The sequence below is a fragment of the Microbacterium sp. 2216-1 genome, from assembly GCF_046507855.1.
Classification (GTDB): Bacteria; Actinomycetota; Actinomycetes; order Actinomycetales; family Microbacteriaceae; genus Microbacterium; species Microbacterium esteraromaticum_C.
In genome coordinates, this window is the sequence record NZ_JBKFTM010000003.1 from 1 (window position 1) to 17,004 (window position 17,004).

Annotated in this window: 19 protein-coding genes and 2 tRNA genes; 9 read left to right on the forward strand and 12 right to left on the reverse strand. The window is 67.6% G+C overall.

Annotated elements, in window-relative coordinates; translation table 11 throughout:
* Window positions 1-362 precede the first annotated feature (362 nt).
* The 3 genes from ACLD0U_RS09995 to ACLD0U_RS10005 all read right to left on the reverse strand — a co-directional run bounded on the left by ACLD0U_RS09995 (window position 363) and on the right by ACLD0U_RS10005 (window position 2,030).
* Window positions 363-435, reverse strand: a tRNA-Ala gene (locus ACLD0U_RS09995).
* Window positions 436-461: 26 nt separating this feature from the next.
* Window positions 462-1,322: a hypothetical protein gene (locus ACLD0U_RS10000; RefSeq protein ID WP_410340549.1), complete on the reverse strand. Its 861-nt coding sequence runs from the start codon at window positions 1,320-1,322 to the stop codon at window positions 462-464.
* Window positions 1,323-1,388: 66 nt separating this feature from the next.
* A complete protein-coding gene (locus tag ACLD0U_RS10005; RefSeq protein ID WP_410340550.1) occupies window positions 1,389-2,030 on the reverse strand; it encodes a GNAT family N-acetyltransferase in 642 nt (213 codons plus the stop codon).
* A 143-nt stretch (window positions 2,031-2,173) separates the two neighbouring features.
* Between ACLD0U_RS10005 and ACLD0U_RS10010 the strand changes: the two genes are divergently transcribed.
* The 3 genes from ACLD0U_RS10010 to mscL are packed head-to-tail and all read left to right on the forward strand — an operon-like array spanning window position 2,174 to window position 3,500.
* Window positions 2,174-2,770 (forward strand): 5-formyltetrahydrofolate cyclo-ligase, encoded by a 597-nt coding sequence (locus ACLD0U_RS10010; RefSeq protein ID WP_179411795.1) that lies wholly within the window; start codon window positions 2,174-2,176, stop codon window positions 2,768-2,770.
* An 11-nt stretch (window positions 2,771-2,781) separates the two neighbouring features.
* Window positions 2,782-3,048 (forward strand): FmdB family zinc ribbon protein, encoded by a 267-nt coding sequence (locus ACLD0U_RS10015; RefSeq protein ID WP_179410232.1) that lies wholly within the window; start codon window positions 2,782-2,784, stop codon window positions 3,046-3,048.
* A gap of 41 nt (window positions 3,049-3,089) precedes the next feature.
* On the forward strand, window positions 3,090-3,500 hold the full coding sequence (gene mscL, locus ACLD0U_RS10020) for a large conductance mechanosensitive channel protein MscL (RefSeq protein ID WP_410340551.1): 411 nt from the start codon (window positions 3,090-3,092) through the stop codon (window positions 3,498-3,500).
* 97 nt (window positions 3,501-3,597) lie between these two features.
* Here the strand turns inward: mscL and ACLD0U_RS10025 are convergent, their stop codons facing one another.
* Together ACLD0U_RS10025 and ACLD0U_RS10030 are read right to left on the reverse strand one after the other, a co-directional pair.
* The gene (locus tag ACLD0U_RS10025) at window positions 3,598-3,777 is read right to left on the reverse strand and encodes a hypothetical protein (protein WP_179410230.1); all 180 of its coding nucleotides are present in this window, start codon (window positions 3,775-3,777) and stop codon (window positions 3,598-3,600) included.
* Complete coding sequence (locus ACLD0U_RS10030) at window positions 3,770-7,477, reverse strand: AAA family ATPase (RefSeq protein ID WP_410340552.1); 3,708 nt, start codon at window positions 7,475-7,477, stop codon at window positions 3,770-3,772. The genes ACLD0U_RS10025 and ACLD0U_RS10030 overlap by 8 nt, the downstream gene beginning before the upstream one ends.
* Window positions 7,478-7,645: 168 nt before the next feature.
* Here ACLD0U_RS10030 and ACLD0U_RS10035 point away from each other — a divergent pair, with 168 nt between their 5' ends.
* Window positions 7,646-8,173 carry a methylated-DNA--[protein]-cysteine S-methyltransferase gene (locus ACLD0U_RS10035; protein WP_410340553.1) on the forward strand — a complete coding sequence of 176 codons (528 nt, stop codon included), beginning with the start codon at window positions 7,646-7,648 and terminating at the stop codon, window positions 8,171-8,173.
* 74 nt (window positions 8,174-8,247) lie between these two features.
* Here ACLD0U_RS10035 and ACLD0U_RS10040 read toward each other — a convergent pair whose 3' ends face one another.
* A complete protein-coding gene (locus ACLD0U_RS10040; RefSeq protein ID WP_410340554.1) occupies window positions 8,248-9,867 on the reverse strand; it encodes a cation acetate symporter in 1,620 nt (539 codons plus the stop codon).
* Complete coding sequence (locus tag ACLD0U_RS10045; RefSeq protein ID WP_179410227.1) at window positions 9,864-10,211, reverse strand: DUF485 domain-containing protein; 348 nt, start codon at window positions 10,209-10,211, stop codon at window positions 9,864-9,866. Before ACLD0U_RS10045 ends, ACLD0U_RS10040 begins: the two co-directional genes overlap by 4 nt.
* Window positions 10,212-10,321: 110 nt before the next feature.
* Between ACLD0U_RS10045 and ACLD0U_RS10050 the strand changes: the two genes are divergently transcribed.
* The 3 genes from ACLD0U_RS10050 (at window position 10,322) to ACLD0U_RS10060 (ending at window position 11,788) form a co-directional block, all read left to right on the forward strand.
* Window positions 10,322-11,176 carry a LuxR C-terminal-related transcriptional regulator gene (locus ACLD0U_RS10050; RefSeq protein WP_206551608.1) on the forward strand — a complete coding sequence of 285 codons (855 nt, stop codon included), beginning with the start codon at window positions 10,322-10,324 and terminating at the stop codon, window positions 11,174-11,176.
* Between the two features lie 112 nt (window positions 11,177-11,288).
* Complete coding sequence (locus tag ACLD0U_RS10055; RefSeq protein ID WP_179410225.1) at window positions 11,289-11,630, forward strand: histone-like nucleoid-structuring protein Lsr2; 342 nt, start codon at window positions 11,289-11,291, stop codon at window positions 11,628-11,630.
* A gap of 81 nt (window positions 11,631-11,711) precedes the next feature.
* Window positions 11,712-11,788: transfer RNA gene (locus ACLD0U_RS10060), tRNA-Arg, on the forward strand.
* Window positions 11,789-11,808: 20 nt separating this feature from the next.
* On the opposite strand, the gene ACLD0U_RS10065 is transcribed toward ACLD0U_RS10060, so the two are convergent.
* From ACLD0U_RS10065 to ACLD0U_RS10075, 3 genes are all read right to left on the reverse strand, one after another.
* Window positions 11,809-12,306 carry an HNH endonuclease gene (locus ACLD0U_RS10065; protein WP_179410224.1) on the reverse strand — a complete coding sequence of 166 codons (498 nt, stop codon included), beginning with the start codon at window positions 12,304-12,306 and terminating at the stop codon, window positions 11,809-11,811.
* Window positions 12,307-12,610: 304 nt separating this feature from the next.
* Window positions 12,611-13,429, reverse strand: coding sequence for a M23 family metallopeptidase (locus ACLD0U_RS10070; protein ID WP_224818779.1), 819 nt, complete (start codon window positions 13,427-13,429; stop codon window positions 12,611-12,613).
* A gap of 248 nt (window positions 13,430-13,677) precedes the next feature.
* Window positions 13,678-14,379 carry a metal-dependent transcriptional regulator gene (locus ACLD0U_RS10075; RefSeq protein WP_179410223.1) on the reverse strand — a complete coding sequence of 234 codons (702 nt, stop codon included), beginning with the start codon at window positions 14,377-14,379 and terminating at the stop codon, window positions 13,678-13,680.
* A gap of 102 nt (window positions 14,380-14,481) precedes the next feature.
* Between ACLD0U_RS10075 and serC the strand changes: the two genes are divergently transcribed.
* The gene (gene serC / locus ACLD0U_RS10080; protein WP_410340555.1) at window positions 14,482-15,591 is read left to right on the forward strand and encodes a phosphoserine transaminase; all 1,110 of its coding nucleotides are present in this window, start codon (window positions 14,482-14,484) and stop codon (window positions 15,589-15,591) included.
* Between the two features lie 153 nt (window positions 15,592-15,744).
* Here the strand turns inward: serC and ACLD0U_RS10085 are convergent, their stop codons facing one another.
* The gene (locus ACLD0U_RS10085) at window positions 15,745-16,263 is read right to left on the reverse strand and encodes a DUF3027 domain-containing protein (RefSeq protein WP_410340556.1); all 519 of its coding nucleotides are present in this window, start codon (window positions 16,261-16,263) and stop codon (window positions 15,745-15,747) included.
* Window positions 16,247-16,627 carry a cold-shock protein gene (locus ACLD0U_RS10090; RefSeq protein ID WP_179410220.1) on the reverse strand — a complete coding sequence of 127 codons (381 nt, stop codon included), beginning with the start codon at window positions 16,625-16,627 and terminating at the stop codon, window positions 16,247-16,249. Before ACLD0U_RS10090 ends, ACLD0U_RS10085 begins: the two co-directional genes overlap by 17 nt.
* Window positions 16,628-16,725: 98 nt before the next feature.
* Here ACLD0U_RS10090 and ACLD0U_RS10095 point away from each other — a divergent pair, with 98 nt between their 5' ends.
* Window positions 16,726-17,001 (forward strand): multidrug ABC transporter ATPase, encoded by a 276-nt coding sequence (locus ACLD0U_RS10095; protein ID WP_179410219.1) that lies wholly within the window; start codon window positions 16,726-16,728, stop codon window positions 16,999-17,001.
* Window positions 17,002-17,004 lie beyond the last annotated feature (3 nt).

Consider the following 17,004-nt stretch of genomic DNA (forward strand, 5'->3'; position numbering starts at 1 on the left):
ACACACCAACCAACAAAGGCCAGACGCGCAAGGCAACTTCACAATCATAATCATCCCGACCCGACTGTCAAATCGACTCCGGGCGGAACCGTCACGCTCTCCGACACGGGGCCGTTCATCCGAGGATGAAGTGGAGGTGACTTGTTCGCTACTTGGAGGGGAGCTGAGCCCGGAGGCTTTCCGCTCAACCGCTTGGGGCGAACAAGTAATAATTTACGTGGATCCGGGCATCCCGGCAAATCACCCCCGCACCCGGGCGTGTCGCGCGCTCCCCCGTGAGCCGGCGCTCTGCAGCCAGGCGCTCCGATACAACGAAGAGGGCCCTCCCCACGCTGAGCGTGGGGAGGGCCCTCTGTGTCCTGTGGACCTAAGGGGATTCGAACCCCTGACCTCCTCGATGCGAACGAGGCGCGCTACCAACTGCGCCATAGGCCCGTGAACTCAGTCAGAATATCACGCGTTCAGCCTGCGGATCGACGAGCGAGCAGTTCGCGCACGTGCGCCTCGATCTCAGCGTCATCGATCACACCCATGCGCGCGTACGGCGACTCCGCCTCAACACGTGCCGCGGGTAGCTCGGCCGGTGCCGGCGGTGCGATCTCCTCCGCCCGGCGGCGCAGCTCCTCGCGCTGAGCCGAACGACGGCGTTCATCCTGGGCATCCGCCTCGGCCCGAGCGCTCTGCGCACGTGAGCCGGCGACGGTGACCATCGGCTGCGGCAGCGGGCGCGGCGTCCAGTAGGCGGGGCCCTGGTCGTGAAGCGGCGGCGACACGCGTTCCGCATCGGCGGCGACGATGTGCGGGCGCGCGCGGCGCGCCGCACGGCGGGCGACGCGCGCCATGCGGGCCAGCACGGTGACACCGAGAACCATGAGGGCCAGTCCGCTGGCTGCCGCCAGCCAAGAGCCGTTCGCCATGAGCGGCCAGATCCCCAGGGCCAGAAGCGTCAGTCCGAGCACCAGCATGCTGCTCGCCGCCAGACGTACACGTCGGCGCGCACGCGCCTGCCGGACGAGTGGATCCTGTCGCGCCGCCGCGAGCTCCTGACGAAGCATCTCCAGACGCGCGTTCTCTTTCTCTGCCTGCACGCGCTTGGCCAGCTTCTGCTGTGCGTGGGCGGTGCGGGCGGTCAGCTCGAGGCGGACTTCTTCGGGAGTCTCGCTGGTCTCGGCGAGCACCCGCAGCGCCTGATTGAGACGCACCGCATTGCGCTCGGCCGCGTAGTACTGATGACGGCCCCGCCAACTCGGCAGGAAGTACAGCGCCCAGAGCAGCACCGCGACCAGTACGATCACGCCCCCACTCAGCACCGGCCCGTCCATACAGACCACGGTAGGCGACCAGCCGCAGGCCAGCCCAACTTTCGATCGCGTGTCGTCACGACATGCTCAGACGTGCGGGAGATCCCCAGGTGCGATCATCGCGGCCGACTCCGGAGCGTCACCTGCCAGCCAGCGCGCCAGCACGCCACGGGGCACGTCCTCGCGCGTCAACGCGAACGCATAGTGGTCACGCCAATCGCCGTCGATGTGGATGTACCGGCGCCGCAGACCCTCGTATCGGAAGCCGAGTTTCTGCACGACCCGCAGGCTCGCCACATTCTCCGGTCGGATGCAGATCTCCATGCGGTGCAGGCCGTACTGCTCGAACGCGGCGTCCGTCGCCAGGGCGACCGCTGTCGGCGTGATGCCGCGGCCCGCGAAGCGCTCGCTCACCCAGTACCCGATCGTCGCCGAGGCCAACGAGCCGCGCGCAACGCCCCAGATGTTGAGCTGCCCGGCGATCTCACCGTCGTACTCCATCACGAACGGATAGCCCCCACCGTCGCGGTACTGCTGGAGCAGGCGGCGGATGCTGACGCGCATGTCGAAAGTGGCGACGCCACCGGGGATCGTCGCCTCCCACGGCTGCAGCCAGGAGCGATTGGCGAGCAATTCCCGCTGCAGCGTGCGGGCGTCGCGGACGCGCACCAGGCGCAACGCCACGCGATCGTACTGCAGGGCGGGCAGCGGTTCCGAGGGGAGGATCATCGTCGGACGCCTACCGCGTTCCCGATCCCGACGTGGGAACGACCGCCGTCATCTTCGCCATGCGGCTCAGCATAGCCGCGCTGTTGCGCGGATCCTCGGAGAAGGCGGATGCCCGCGACGCACGTGCCCGTATGCTCGATGCCATGTCGAGCGAAGCAGAACAGCACAAGAGGGCCCTGCGCGCCGAACTGCGCGAGCGCCGCCAGCTCCTCTCCGACGCGCAACGCGAGGACGCCGCTACCGGCCTGGCCGCGCAACTGGATGCGCTGCTGGCCGTGCACGATGCGCAGTCCGTCTCGTGCTACCTCTCCACCGTCAGCGAGCCCAGCACGGCGGTGTTCCTGCAGGGGGCGCTCGAAAGAGGCATCCGTGTGCTGCTCCCCATCACCCGGGCCGACGGCCTGCTGGACTGGGCCGTCGCCGGCGATGCCGACGACGTCGCCGAGGGGCTCTTCGGGCTGCTCGAGCCGACCGGCGAGGTGCTCGGCCCGATCGCCGTCGGCGACGTGGACCTGATGCTCATCCCCGCAGCCGCCGTCGACCGCGACGGCACCCGGTTGGGCTGGGGGCGCGGCTACTTCGACAAGACGCTCGGGTCGATGGAGAAATGCCCACCCGTCTACGCGGTCATCTATGATTCGGAAGTACTCGATTCGCTGCCGCGCGAGATGCACGATCAGCCGGTGGACGGCGTCGTCACCCCGACGCAGACCATCACGTTCTCCCCTGCGCGCAACTGACAGGGAGCCCCATGCCCACCTATGCCTACGCCTGCACCGCATGCGAGCACCGTTTCGACGCGGTGCAGAGCTTCTCGGATGACGCGCTCACTATCTGCCCCGAGTGCGGTGGTGCCTTGCGCAAGCAGTACGGCTCGATCGGCGTGACCTTCAACGGTGCGGGGTTCTACCGCACCGACTCGCGGGGAAATGCTCCCGCTGCGAAGGCCGATCAGGCATCATCGAAGTCGGCCTCTTCGAGCAGTGCCGCTCCTGCGGCCTCGAAGAGCCCGGCATAGGCCTCGCGCACCCGGCCCAGGTCTCACACACAGGGGGAATCATGATCCAGGGTTTCAAAGAGTTCATCACCAAGGGCAACGTCATCGACCTGGCCGTCGCGGTGGTCATCGGTGGCGCCTTCACCGCGATCGTCAACGCCGTCGTCTCGGCGATCATCACGCCGCTGGTCGAGCTGTTCTTCCAGGCGGATGAGGCCGGCAACGTCGGTTGGACCGTCACCGGGCTCTACGGCCAGCCGGTCACGTTCCCGATCGGTGAGCTCATCTCGGCGGTCATCAGCTTCTTCGCCGTCGCGATCGTGGTGTACTTCGTCTTCGTCGTGCCGATGAACAAGTACAAGGAGCGCCAGGCGGCGAAGAACCCCGCCGTTGAGGAAGAGACCCTCCCAACCGAGCAGGAGCTGCTCATCGAGATCCGCGACGCCCTGCGCCGCCACAACGCCGACGACTGAACGAACCGTCCGCGAAAGCCCCGCTCCTTCTCGATGCGGGGCTTTCGTCGTTCCGGCACACGATCTCGCGGCAGGTCCGCCCCGCGAGACAGCCTGCTCAGTAGTGCGGAGGGACGTCGCGCAGCATCCGCTCGTCATTGGGTCCGCTCGCGCCCTTCGGCGCGGCGGTGCGCTCGCTCGGGGTGTGAGGCTCGCTCGTCGCCCCCTCGACCGCGGTCAGTTTCGCGCGACGCGCGCCCGCGACGCGCACGATGCGCTGGCGCGGCTGGTCAGTCATCGATATCCAGGGGCTGCGTGTCGTTGTCGGCACGCACCGTGTCTTCGCCGATGCCGAGCACGGTCGCCACGCGCCGTGCGACGGTCACCGGGTCGCTGTACAGGTCGAAGGCGTGCACGCGCACGTAGTGCCATCCCAGTCGGCGCAGCACCTGCGGGCGCAGCCGCAGGCTCTCACGCAGCGACTCGCCGCCCAACTCGGTATCGGACTCGATGATCACGGCACGACCGTCGTGCTGCGCGACCAGCGGCAGGAGCCCGCGGTAGTCGACGTCGACGGCGGCGCCGAGCCGGCGCAATTCGCGTGCCAGAGCCAGCGTGAGCGGATCCGCGAGGTCCTCCAGGCGCGCGTCGCGGCTACGCGACGCGAGCCCGCCGAGGATCGACATGAGCGTGGCCGCGCCGTGCGCGAGGCGCCCCTCATCGAAGGACGACGGGCGGATGCACGAGACGATCACCATGGAGCGCCGGGCCCGCGTCATACCGACCGTGAGCAGACGGTCGCCGTCCTCCTGCGACAAGTCACCGAAGTCGCTGAGCACACGGCCATGACGAGTCAGCCCGTAGCCCAGAGAGAACACCACACGGTCACGGCTCTCGGCGACCGACTCCTCCAGCGTCAACACGGCGAATGGCTCGGCCGTGTCGCGTCCGACGAAGTCCGAGACGTCAGATCGCCCGGCGAGCGCCGCGGCGACGGCGGTGCGCACGCGCTCGGCGTGACGCCGGCTCGCCGTGACCACCATCAGTGTCTCTGTGGGCCGGTGCACCGCGTGCTCGACCACCAGGGTGACGACCCGGGCGACCTCAGCATCGGGGCTCTCGACCGCGCCGGTGCGCGGGTCGGGCATCCCCACTCCGCCTTCGACGTAGTCGACGGTGAGGCTTCCCCGACCCAGATATGACCCCGCCCACGGCAGCGAGACGATCTCACCGCCGTAGAAGGCATCGTTGATCAGCTCGGCCAAGTCCTCGCCACCCGCGCGGTAGCTGCGGGTGAGCGTGACGACCGGGAACAGATCGGCGAGACGTTCGAAGGCCGAGACATCGTCGAAGTCCACCTCGCGTTCCCAATCCGCCGCCGGCAGCGTCGCGACGTCGAACGGCGTCGGACGCTGCGTGACCGGGTCACCGAGCGCGACGATCTGACGGGCACGACGGATGGCCGGTGCCGCCTCGGCGAGGTTGACGGCCGCGGCGTCCACCAGCAGGACCGCGTCGAAATCCACGGAGTCGGGGATCTCGGGAACCTCGTAGGGCGAAGCTATCCAGACCGGGGCGAGCACCCGCACCAGGTCGGGCGCGGCCGACACGATCTCGGCGGGTGTGGCCTCACCGCCCTTCAGCGCACGACGCAGGTTCGCGGCCTGCGCGGGCTCGTCGACGATGGCGATCCGCCACTGGTTCGCGAGGTTCCAGGCCAGCAACGGACCGGCCATCGCCGTGTGCGCCTCATCCACCAGACGAAAATCGCGCTCGAGCCGATCGACGACCGCAGTGTTGGCGCCGAGCAGTGAACGGTCATCCTGCAGGGCGCGTTCGAGCAGCGACTGCCACCAGCAGAACTCCAGTTCGTCCGCCACGCGCTCTTCGGGAACGTGCCGCACCGATAGGTCGGCCAGCAACGGGCGCAGACCGAGATCGGTGAGCGCGTCGCGGATCTCGGTGCGCTCGATCAGGTTGTCGAACACCGCCGAACGCGCGGCGAGCCCCGACAGCGTGCGCACCAGACGTGCCACCGGCAGCGCCGATAGCGGTTCCTTGCGCCCCAGGGCGGTGTCGAGTTCAGCGAGTTCAGCCGACACCCGCTGCCATGCGGCGTGCACATCCGACAGTCCGAGCGGTACCTGCGGTGCGACGCCGGCCTCTACGTAGCGCTGCCACTGCGTGCGCTGCTGCTGGATGCGCAGCAGCGCCTCGTGCATCTCGGTGACGTGAGCGCCCGGACGCACGTACTCGCGAGCGAGCTTCTTCAGCCGTCGCCGGTTCGCCGCCGACATCCCGGGAGCGTCACGCCGCGAGCCGTAGGCACGGATGAGCTCGCCCAGCGGGCGTTCGAAGACGGTCGGGCTGAAGTGATCGAGGGAGTCCCGAACGCCCTGCAGCAGACGCACGTACTCGCCGAGCTCGTCGATCGTCGAGAACGGACGCATGCTCGTCTGGGCGATGAGCTCGTACCCCTGCTCGAGCACGGCAGGAACGGCCGCGGTGTGTAACCGCCCGGCAAGCTCGTGCGCGTGCTGCGCCTTCTCGGCGCTGTCGAAGCTGACGCCGTACCAGGGTGAATCATCGGGTCCGAACCGGAACTCGCCCAGTCGTGCGGCGCGGGTCAGCGCCTGCGCTGCATCACTGCGATCGCCGGAGAGGCGCTCCAGCGCGTCCATCGACAGGCGCGCGCCGGTCGACGGCGGGACCGCGTGCAGGGCGAGTCGGGTCAGCTGTCGTGTGGCATCGAGGACGGATGCCCCCGTGCGCCCCACCGGTTGGGTGACGGCGGCACGGTAGTCGCGAAGCACGGCGCGCAGGCGCACGAGCGCCTCGTCGATCTCGGTGGCCTTCGGCCTGGTCGCCTTCTCGTTGCGTCCGATGGCCTTGATGAGGTCGCGGCGCACGGCTCCCGGCGAGACAGCGAGCCCCTCCAGTCCGACACCGGCGAGCCGGTGTGCCACCCCGTCGAGCGTGGATCGGCGCGCCGAGACCACGAGCACACGCTTGCCTGCACGCACGAAGGCGCCCAGCGCGTTGATCACGGTCTGGGTACCGCCTGTTCCCGGCAGCGTCGACACCACCAGCGAATGCCCGGCCGCGATGCGCGCGAGCACCGCCTCCTGTTCGGCGTCGGCATCGAGCAGGAGGGTCTCGGATGCCGGTGCCCGGTCGTCCGGATCGGTGACGGCGGGCGCCTCGCGGCGAGCCCTCGCCTGCTCACGATCATCGGCGTGGCCGCCGAGCGCGTTGAGTACCGGGTGGTCGAGGTCGACCATGTCGCGCACCATCGGTCCGGCGACGTCGGCGAACGTCGAGACAATCAGGCGCGGGTGCACCGCGAAGGTATCGATGGACTGGGTCAACGTGCGCAGCCGGTCGATCACCGGCTGCGGCTTGAAGATCCCGCCGTCGTACGCGAGACGGGCGAGCCCGGCCGGATCCAGATCGATACCGAAGTGCTCACGTGCGACCCGCACGAGCTCTGGGTTGACTTCGAACGCACCGTACAGTTTGAGTTCGAAGTCGGCGTGGTGCCGCCGGATGGCAAGGGGGCGTAGCAGCACCGGAGCCGCGAAGTCGACGCCACCGAGCCTCCAACGCGCGATCCCGACGGCCAGTCGCACCGCGTCGATGCCGCGCACTGCGCGCAGTTCCGCACCGCGAGTGGTGATGCGCTCGGCGGCGAGGCGCGCGGTGCGCAACCCCACCTCATCACGGAAGAGGTTCGACAGCAGCGTCGAGCGCCCCGTGATGAACTGCGGCAGGCTTCCGGGGTGCGCTGTGGAGATGTCGATGCCGGCGTCGGGCGCTTCGACGAAGGTCACGAGCGGCGAGGACCCGCCGAGGTCGGCGGCTTGGGCGCGCAGACTCGCGCGCAACGTCTCGGCAGCGTGCGCGATCTCGACGCCGGTTGCGGAGTCGCTCAGATCGCCGAGTCTCACCGTGGGTTCAGCTCCGGCATCCTCGGCGCCTTTCGTATCTCGTCGCCACACATGGCCAGCCTAAGCGGCGCACGCGCCGTGCCTCGTATTTCTGGCCGGTACACGGCGTTTCCCGGCCCCCGCGCCCACTTCTCCTCCACAATCGGCACTCTCGTGCGGTTCTCCACCGACAGCGGCACTCGGGACCACGCCGTCCGTGCCCGACGCGATGATGGGGTCATGACCTTCCGACACGACTACGTTCCGACACCGTTCGGCGATGCGCTGGCGGTGTTCTCCGATACCGGCGTCGTCGGCTTCGATCTCTCCGAGACGGACGACCCCAGCGTGCCGTGGCTGATCGAGAGCTTCGGCCGCCGCCTGGGTGTACCGCTGCGGCACGACCCGGGCGCCGCCGACGAGCTCGCACATCTGGTCGCCGACTACTTCGAGGGCGAGCCGATTCGGTTCGACGAACGCATCGCGTTCGATTGGCGGCTGATCGACGGGTTCGCCCGCGCGGCGTTGCAGACGATCTGCACGATTCCGTGGGGCGAGACGATGAGCTACGGCGAGGTGGCCGTGACCGCCGGCAGCCCGGGTGCGGCGCGGGCCGTGGGCACCGCGTGCCGACTCACCCCGTTCTCGGTGATCGTGCCGGTGCATCGCGTGATCCGCTCCGACGGGTCGCCGGGCCAGTACGGCTCCCACCCCGAGCGCAAGCGCTTCCTCCTCGACCTCGAACGTGAGACGGGTTCGGGATCGTGAACGCAGCGGACCCCGGCGAGTAGGCCGCCGGGGTCCGCTGGTCGGTGGGCGCTGGTCGCGCCACGCGCGGTCGTCTAGTGATCGACCGCCTTCTCCGCACCGAAGCCGGTGAGCGAACGCACCTCCATCTCGGCGGCGAGCGCACGCGACTCCTTCGTCCTGGCGGTCACGGTACCGAGCCAGCCGAGGAAGAATCCGAGCGGAATCGAGATGATCCCCGGGTTGCTCAGCGGGAAGATCGCGATGTCGATACCGGGGACCATCGAGGTCTCCGAACCCGAGAACACCGGCGAGATGACGATGAGACCGATCGCTCCCAGCAGACCTCCGTACATGCTCCACACCGCGCCACGGGTGTTGAACTTCTTCCAGAACAGCGAGTAGAGGATGGTCGGCAGATTCGCACTGGCGGCCACCGCGAAGGCCAGCGCGACGAGGAAGGCGATGTTCTGCCCCTGGGCGCCGATGCCGCCGAGGATCGCCAGCACGCCGATCACGATGACGGTGCGCCGAGCGACCTTGACCTCGCCGTTCGGGTCGGCCGTCACCTTTCCGTTCTTGTCGCGCTTGATGACGTTCGCATAGATGTCATGGGCGAACGATGCCGCCGCCGTGATGGTGAGGCCGGCCACGACCGCCAGGATCGTGGCAAAAGCCACCGCCGAGATGAAGCCCATCAGCACGGGGCCGCCCAGCGCCTGTGCCAGCAGGGGTGCGGCCGAGTTGACGCCTCCGGGAGCGCTGAGGATCGTCTCGCCACCCACCAGTGCACCGGCGCCGTAGCCGAGCACCAGCGTCAGCAGATAGAACAGGCCGATCAGCCAGATCGCCCACACGACCGATCGGCGCGCCTCCTTGGCCGTCGGCACGGTGTAGAAGCGCATCAGCACGTGCGGCAGCCCGGCCGTGCCGAGCACCAGCGCCATGCCCAGCGAGATGAAGTCGATCGGGTTCGCACCGTACTTGAGGCCCGGGCCGAGCACCTTCTCACCGTCAGGCGACTGCGCCACCGCGGCCTCCAACAGCGTGTTCAAGCTGAACCCGTTCAGGGCGAGCACCCACAGCGCCATCCCGACGGCGCCCGCGATGAGCAGGCCCGCCTTGACGATCTGCACCCACGTGGTGCCCTTCATACCTCCGATGAGCACGTACACGATCATCAGCACACCGACGATCGCGATCACGACCGATTGCCCGACGCGACTGTCGATGCCGAGCAGCAGTGAGACCAACCCGCCGGCGCCGGCCATCTGCGCGAGCAGGTAGAAGAAACACACGGCGAGGGTTGTCACCGCAGCCGCCATCCGCACGGGACGCTGCTTGAGCCGGAACGCGAGCACGTCGGCCATGGTGAACTTGCCGGTGTTGCGCATCAGCTCTGCGACGAGCAACAGGGCCACCAACCATGCGACGAGGAACCCGATCGAGTACAGGAACCCGTCGTAGCCGTTCACGGCGATCGCCCCGACGATTCCGAGGAAGGACGCGGCCGACAGATAGTCGCCCGCGATCGCGAATCCGTTCTGCGTGCCGCTGAACGAGCGGCCGGCCGCGTAGTAGTCAGCCGCCGTCTTGTTGTTGCGGCTGGCGCGGATCACGATGAAGAGTGTGACGGCGACGAATGCGCCGAAGATGGCGATGTTGAGAACGGGATCGTTCTGCGAACTCGCGGCGGCATACGTAATCTCGGTCATTTCGCGACCTCCGCCCGCTCCAGGTCCTCACGGATTTCTTTCGCCACCGGATCGAGCTTGCGGTTCGCGAAGGAAACGTACGCCATCGTGATCGCGAATGTCGTGACGAACTGTCCGAGTCCGAGAATCAGTCCGACCGTGATGTCGCCCCAGACGCGCTGGCTCATGAAGTCCGCAGCGAATGCGGCGAGCAGTACATAGGCGAAGTACCACAGCAGGAAGAACGCCGCGAGCGGGAAGATGAATGACCGTTGCATGCGCTTGAGTCCCTGGAACCTCTCGGATTCCTCCACCGCGATGTAGTCGATTCCGCCACCGGATTCATCGATGATTCGATCTGTCATGAGGCCTCCTTGCCGCATGTCCATTGCCACGCGGCAGTGCCGCGCGAGTGATAGGGTCGACGCTACGAAATGGGTGGACGGGGTCGTCACCCCCGAAAGTTGGTAGTCGTTTGAGCACGATCGCACGGTGCGAACCGGTCGAGCAGCTCGTCGCCGAGGGGGTGCGCGAGCTGGCTCGCTGTACCCGTTTCCCGGTCGCATTCGGCGGACTCATCGATCACGGCACCGTGTCGGTGACCAACATCATCGGAAACCGCACGCGCAGCTTGGACGGACTGAGCGTCCGGCCCGAGCGCGGATTGGGCGGACGAGCGATGATCGAGTTGCGTCCGCGGATGACCAATGACTACCGCACCTCCCGACAGATCACTCACGACTACGACGTGTACGTGCTGGGCGAAGGCCTGCGCACTCTGCTGGCGCTGCCGATCATCGTCGATGGCCGCCCCCGAGGCGTCCTCTACGCCGGCGCGTGGGAGGAGTCTCAGATCGGCGGAGTCACGACGGCTCCCGCCATGGGCGTCGTGCAACGGATCGGCACCGAGCTGCGGGTGCGCGACGAGGTAGAGCGACGCGTGCGCGAGATGGCACCGGCCCCGGTGCTGGACGCCACGCAGCGCGAGGACCTGCGCGAGAGCTTCGCCGAGTTGCGCAGCATCGCCGCGCTGCTCACCGATGACGCGCTACGCGGTCGGATCGCGTCCGTCGAACGGCGGCTGCTGGGACTTGCCGCGACCCAGGCAGAGCCCGTGACCGAACCGGTGCAGACCGTGCACCTCTCGCGACGCGAACTTGATGTGCTCTCGTGTGCCGCGATGGGATCGACGAACGCACAGATCGCTGCCCAGCTCAGCCTGCGCGAGGGCACTGTCAAGGCGTACCTTGGTGCGGCGATGTCGAAGCTCGATGCGTCAACGCGCCACGCGGCTGTGACCCGAGCCCGCCGTCTCGGCCTATTGCCCTGAATCGATCGGCTGAATTGATTCGTCGAATTCGAGATCGTCGGCGACGCAATTCTCTGACATCAATGCGCGTGGCGTATTGCCACCTCCGAGATGTCGGAATAGTGTGACCTGCATGGCTCGACGAATTGTGCATCAACTGGTTGACGACATCGACGGAACACTGCTCGAGGTCGGCGAGGGCGAGACCATTCATTTCTCTCTGAATGGAACCGCCTACGAGATCGATCTGACGGCTGCTCACGCCGAGGAGCTGCGTGTCGCGCTCGCGCCGTACATCGAAGCGGGACGCCGGTCGTCGGCGTCTGGAGCCCGCGCATCGACCCCCCGCCGCCGTGCGGCACGCAACTCCGATTCCGCCGCGATCCGCGCGTGGGCGAAGGAGCAGGGCCACGAGGTCTCCGAGCGCGGGCGCATTCCCGCCGAGATCGTGGACGCCTACAACGCCGCTCACTGACGACGCCGAGAGGGTGCCGGGTTGTTCCCGGCGCCCTCTCGCGCTCTCGTCGCCGATCCGACACGGTTAGACTTGCCGTGCGCCTTCGTAGCTCAGTTGGATAGAGCAGCCCTCTCCTAAAGGGCAGGTCGCAGGTTCGAATCCTGTCGAGGGCACCAGCAATGCGTCGGCCGAACGGCTAGGCCGCAAGCGCCAGATACGGCTCCCACCGCGGGTCTCCTCGCTCCGCGCCCCGCAGCGTCCACGACGTACCACGCGGTTGCCGCGGCGTCACTCGCAGCGCCCAGCCCATCTCCTGCGGCGTGCGATCGCTCTTGGCGTTGTTGCACCTCAGGCAGCAGGCGACGAGGTTCTCCCAGCTGTTCCCTCCCCCACGGGAACGGGGAAGCACATGGTCGATGGTCGCCGCAGACTTGCCGCAATAGCCGCACCGGTGCTCATCGCGACGCAGCACGCCGCGACGCGTCACCGGCACTCTGCGCGTCGACGGCACGCGCACATAGCGGGTGAGCAGGATCACGACGGGTCTGTCGTAGGCGTTGCGTCCGGCCACAACGGGGTCGTTCTCCACGTGCTCGATCACGCTCGCCTTGTCATTCATGACCAGGACCAGGGCTCTCTTGAACGAGACCACCGTGAGCGGTTCATATCCGGCGTTCAGTACCAGTGTGCGCATCGTCGTCATCCCTTCGATCCGCCGGGATGGCTTCCCGGCACTCTCGACTCACACGACGTCGCACGGGCGGCAGATGAGGGCAGAGACGAAAAAGGCGCTGTCTAGCGACAGCGCCATTCGCGCTCGGCGGAACCGAACCGTCCCTGCGGACGGTGCAGATGGCTCCGATGGCCGTGCGCATCCATGGTTCGGATGCCCGGTATCGGTTCCATCTGCTTCTCCTGCCTGTACGACGACGCGTACAGGCTAGCCCATCGCCCTGACCAGAAGGCGAACCGCAGATGAACCGCGGCAACGTGTCGGGTCAGGAAGCGTTGGCGCGCAGCCAGCTGATCGGCTCGACGAGCGAACCGTTGACCTTGACCTCGTAGTGCAGGTGAGCGCCGTAGGAGCGACCGGTGTTACCGACCTTGCCGATGAACTGGCCGGCCTCGACGGTCTGCCCCGCCTGCACGGCGCGGCTTCCGTTGATCATGTGCGCGTAGAGCGTCGACACGCGCTGGCCGCCGACGACCGAGTCGATCACGATGGCCACGCCGTAGCCGTAGTAGCCCTCGGACGAGATGCGCACGACTCCGCTGGCCGTCGCGAAGATCGGCGTACCCGCAGGGGCGACCATGTCGGCGCCGTTGTGACCGTTGCCGAGGGTGCGGCTGACGTAGTACGAGCCCTGCGGAACCGGATAGCGGACCGCACCCGAGCCGGCAGCTGCCAGCCGGAGGTCGGCATCGCTGATCGCAGCGCCGCTGTTGTTGGCCGCGGCGACACGAGCGGCGGCTGCGGCACGGGCCTTGGCTGCCTCTTCGGCCTTCTTCTTCGCGATCTCGTCCGGCGTGGTCGCCGAGTACTCACCGCGCTCCAGGGGCGCTGCGGTGGCCTCTGAGGCGACAACGAGCGACTGCGCATCGCTCACAGCCATCTGCTGCAGGGTGGTTGCCTGGTCTGTGACCGGGTTAGTCGCCGCGTAGGCGGGAAGTGCGACAGCGGCGACCAGCGCGCTCACGGCCGCGAAGATCGCGACCGTTCGCATCGGCTTGACGCTCGCGCGGCGTGCGTCGGATACGCGCGCCCGTACGGACTTCTTGTCTTCAGCTGTCTCGGTCGTGACGATATCTGCGGCCAAAAGGGTGTCCTCCTGCGCCTCCGCGCTCGGGTAAAGCGCCGGTTCATCAGCAATGTCGATTCTCGGGCACGTATGACACGGCACGTTGTGCGAACTGCTCGCGAGGACGATGAACCGGGGAGGCGATCCTCGCGATCGTCACCGGCGGGCTTCTGCGCCGACGACTTCACCGAGGCTACCGGACGATAACGTTTCTGTCACCCTCAGAACCTGGCAATCCGCTCCACCGACCGAAAAACAAGTCCTGATCAGGCCTTTGACTGCACCAGGAAGATGTGCGATGCGAGCTCGACCGGAAGCTCCAGCCCCTCTTCCCGACCCTCCATACGGATCAGGACGTACCCCTCGCTGTAGCGGTAGTCGCCTGTTGCGCCGGGCACGACACCGGCCTCGCGCAACTGCTCGAGAAGCTCGGGGTCGACCTGCGCGGGCTCGGCGAGACGGCGCACGGTGCCCTGAATGGGGCCACCCTCGGCGTCGAGCTTCTTGACCAAGCCGATGACGCCCTCGTCGAACGCCGGCGTGGCGACGTCACCGAGCTGGTCGAGACCGGGGATCGGGTTGCCGTAGGGAGATTCGGTCGGATGCCCGAGCAGTTCGACCAAGCGGCGCTCGACCTGCTCGCTCATCACGTGCTCCCACCGGCACGCCTCGTCGTGCACGTACGCCCAGTCCAGACCGATGACATCCGACAGCAGGCGCTCGGCGAGACGGTGCTTGCGCATCACGTCGACGGCCTTGCGGCGACCGTCCTCGGTGAGTTCGAGGCGCCGATCCTCGGACACGACGACCAGGCCGTCGCGCTCCATGCGCCCCACCGTCTGCGAGACGGTCGGACCGGAGTGCCCGAGGCGCTCCGAGATGCGTGCGCGCAGCGGCACGATGTTCTCCTCCTCGAGTTCGAGGATGGTGCGCAGATACATCTCTGTGGTGTCGATCAAATCGGTCATGCGGGCCCTCCGAAGCGTGTTAGGCAAGCCTACCTTCCCGGCGGTCGTCAGCGGCTCGTCACACGACGGATGGCACTTCCCATGCGGCATACAATCAACAGCATGGCGATCGAGATCCCCCGTGAACTCCTGCCCGTCGACGGACGCTTCGGCTGTGGTCCGTCCAAAGTGCGCCCCGCGCAGATCGAGGCGCTGTCCTCGGTGGGCATGAGCCTGCTGGGCACCTCGCACCGCCAGGCGGGCGTCAAGAACCTCGTCGGCAGCGTCCGAGAGCGTCTCACGAGCCTGTTCCGCCTGCCGGACGGGTACGAGATCGTGCTCGGCAACGGTGGCTCCACGGCGTTCTGGGATGCCGCGGCATTCGGCCTCATCGAGCGCCGCAGCCAGAACCTCGTGTTCGGCGAGTTCGGCGGCAAGTTCGCCAAGGCCGCCGCCGCCCCGTGGCTGGAGGCACCCGACGTCCGCCAGGCAGAGCCGGGCACCGCGACGACGCCCGAGCTCGTCGACGGCGTCGACGTGTATGCCTGGCCACACAACGAGACCTCCACCGGCGTCGCCGCCCCTGTACAGCGCGTCGCCGCCGACGGGGCACTGACGGTCATCGATGCGACCAGCGCGGCCGGCGGCATCGACTTCGACGCCACGCAGGCAGACGTGTACTACTTCGCACCGCAGAAGAACCTCGGCTCGGACGGCGGCATCTGGTTCGCCGCGATGTCTCCGGCTGCCATCGAACGCATCGAACGCATCGCCGCCTCGGACCGATACATCCCCGAGTTCCTCAGCCTGAAGAACGCGGTCGACAACTCGCGCCTGAACCAGACGCTGAACACACCGGCGCTCACCACCCTGCACCTGCTCGACTCGCAGCTGGAGTGGATGCTGGGCAACGGAGGCCTCAGTTGGGCCGCTGACCGCACCGCGGAGTCCTCCGGCCTGCTGTACGACTGGGCAAGCGCATCCGACGTCGCGACGCCGTTCGTCGCCAACCCGGCCGACCGCTCCCCCGTCGTCGTCACGATCGACTTCGACGACAGCATCGACGCCGCAGCCATCGCCAAGACGTTGCGCGCGAACGGGGTCGTCGACACCGAGCCGTACCGCAAGCTCGGCCGCAACCAGCTGCGGGTGGCGACGTTCGTGGCGATCGAGCCCGATGACGTGCGGCAGCTGATCCGCTCGATCGACTACGTGCTTGCGCAGCAGGGCTGATCCAGACCTGACTTCAACACAGAGCCCCGCCCGCAGACCATCGATCCGCGGGCGGGGCTCTTTCGTCGTGAGTGCGCGAGTTCGTCAGTGAGCGAGCGGTTCAGTCGTCAGAGAGCGCGAGGCTCAGAGCGCGGGGCTCGGCAGACGCACGGCTCAGGACTCGTCGTCCGCCTCATCAGCGTCATCCTCATCGAGCTCGTCGATGTCGACGCCGTCGAGATCTCCGCCGTGCAGGTGCGGCGAGCCGTCTTCGTCGAAGTCCGACGCGTCGAGGTCGTCGACGTCGTCGAGGTCGGCGTCATCGTCGTCGGCGTCTTCTTCGTCAGCATCCGACTCTGCGCCCTGCGCGGCGAGTTCCGCCTGATGTGCACGGTACTCGGCCAGGCGCTCAGCCCACGGCACCCAGTCCGGTGCCAGTAGCGCACCCTCGCCCGGCATGAGCTCGACCTCGAGCACGGTGGGCTCCGCGTCGTCGACCTGGGCGACACTGACCGTCCAGTACCACCCCGGATACCCGGAGAGACGGTTCTCGAAGCGCAGTGAGACGGCGCCCGAGTCGTCGACGCTGTACCCGGCGGGCGGGCCGACAGTCGCTGCAGGAGTGATCTCGTGCAGCGCGGCCAGGGCGAGCTCTCGCGTCGCCGCGGCGAGTTCGTCAGGCGTCGAGGTCATCGGCGACCTTGCGCAGCACGGCAGCGATCTTGCGACCCTGGGCCGGGGAGGGGTAGCGCCCGTGGCGCAGTGCTCCGCCCATCTCGTCGAGCAGACGCACCAGGTCCTCGACGATGACGGCCATGTCGTCGGCGTTCTTGCGTGCGGCCTTCGCCAGGCTCGGCGGGGCGTCCAGCACGCGCACGGACAGCGCCTGCGGCCCCTTGCGACCATCGGCGAGACCGAACTCGACGCGCGAGTTCTTCTTGACCGCGACGCCTTCGGGAAGGGCCGAGGCGTGCAGGAAGACGTCCTGACCGTCATCGCCTGCGATGAAGCCGAACCCCTTCTCGTCGTCGTAGAACCTGACCTTGCCGGTGGGCATGCGAGAACCTCACTGAAGAATGATGAAAAGCCGCGCGGCGCGCGACTGCCTCCAGCCTACCCGTCTGCCGGTGAGCCGCAGGCGATACGCTGAGAAGGATGAGCACGCATGAGCAGAGCCCCGAACCACGCACCGGCAGCCTGGAACGATTCCTGGCGTACGGGGCGCTCGGCCTCGCCGCCGCCTCCATCATCAGCTTCTTCGCGATCATCATCGGAACGTCCACCGGCATGGATCAGGAGTCGTTCGGCAGCGGCGTCTGGCCGTTCGTCGCGGCGCTCCCCCTGTTCGGTCTGCCGCTGGCGTTCGTGATGATCATCGCGCTGCTGACGATCAGTTTCGTGCGCAAGGGACGCGCGAACAAGCGGTCCTGAGAA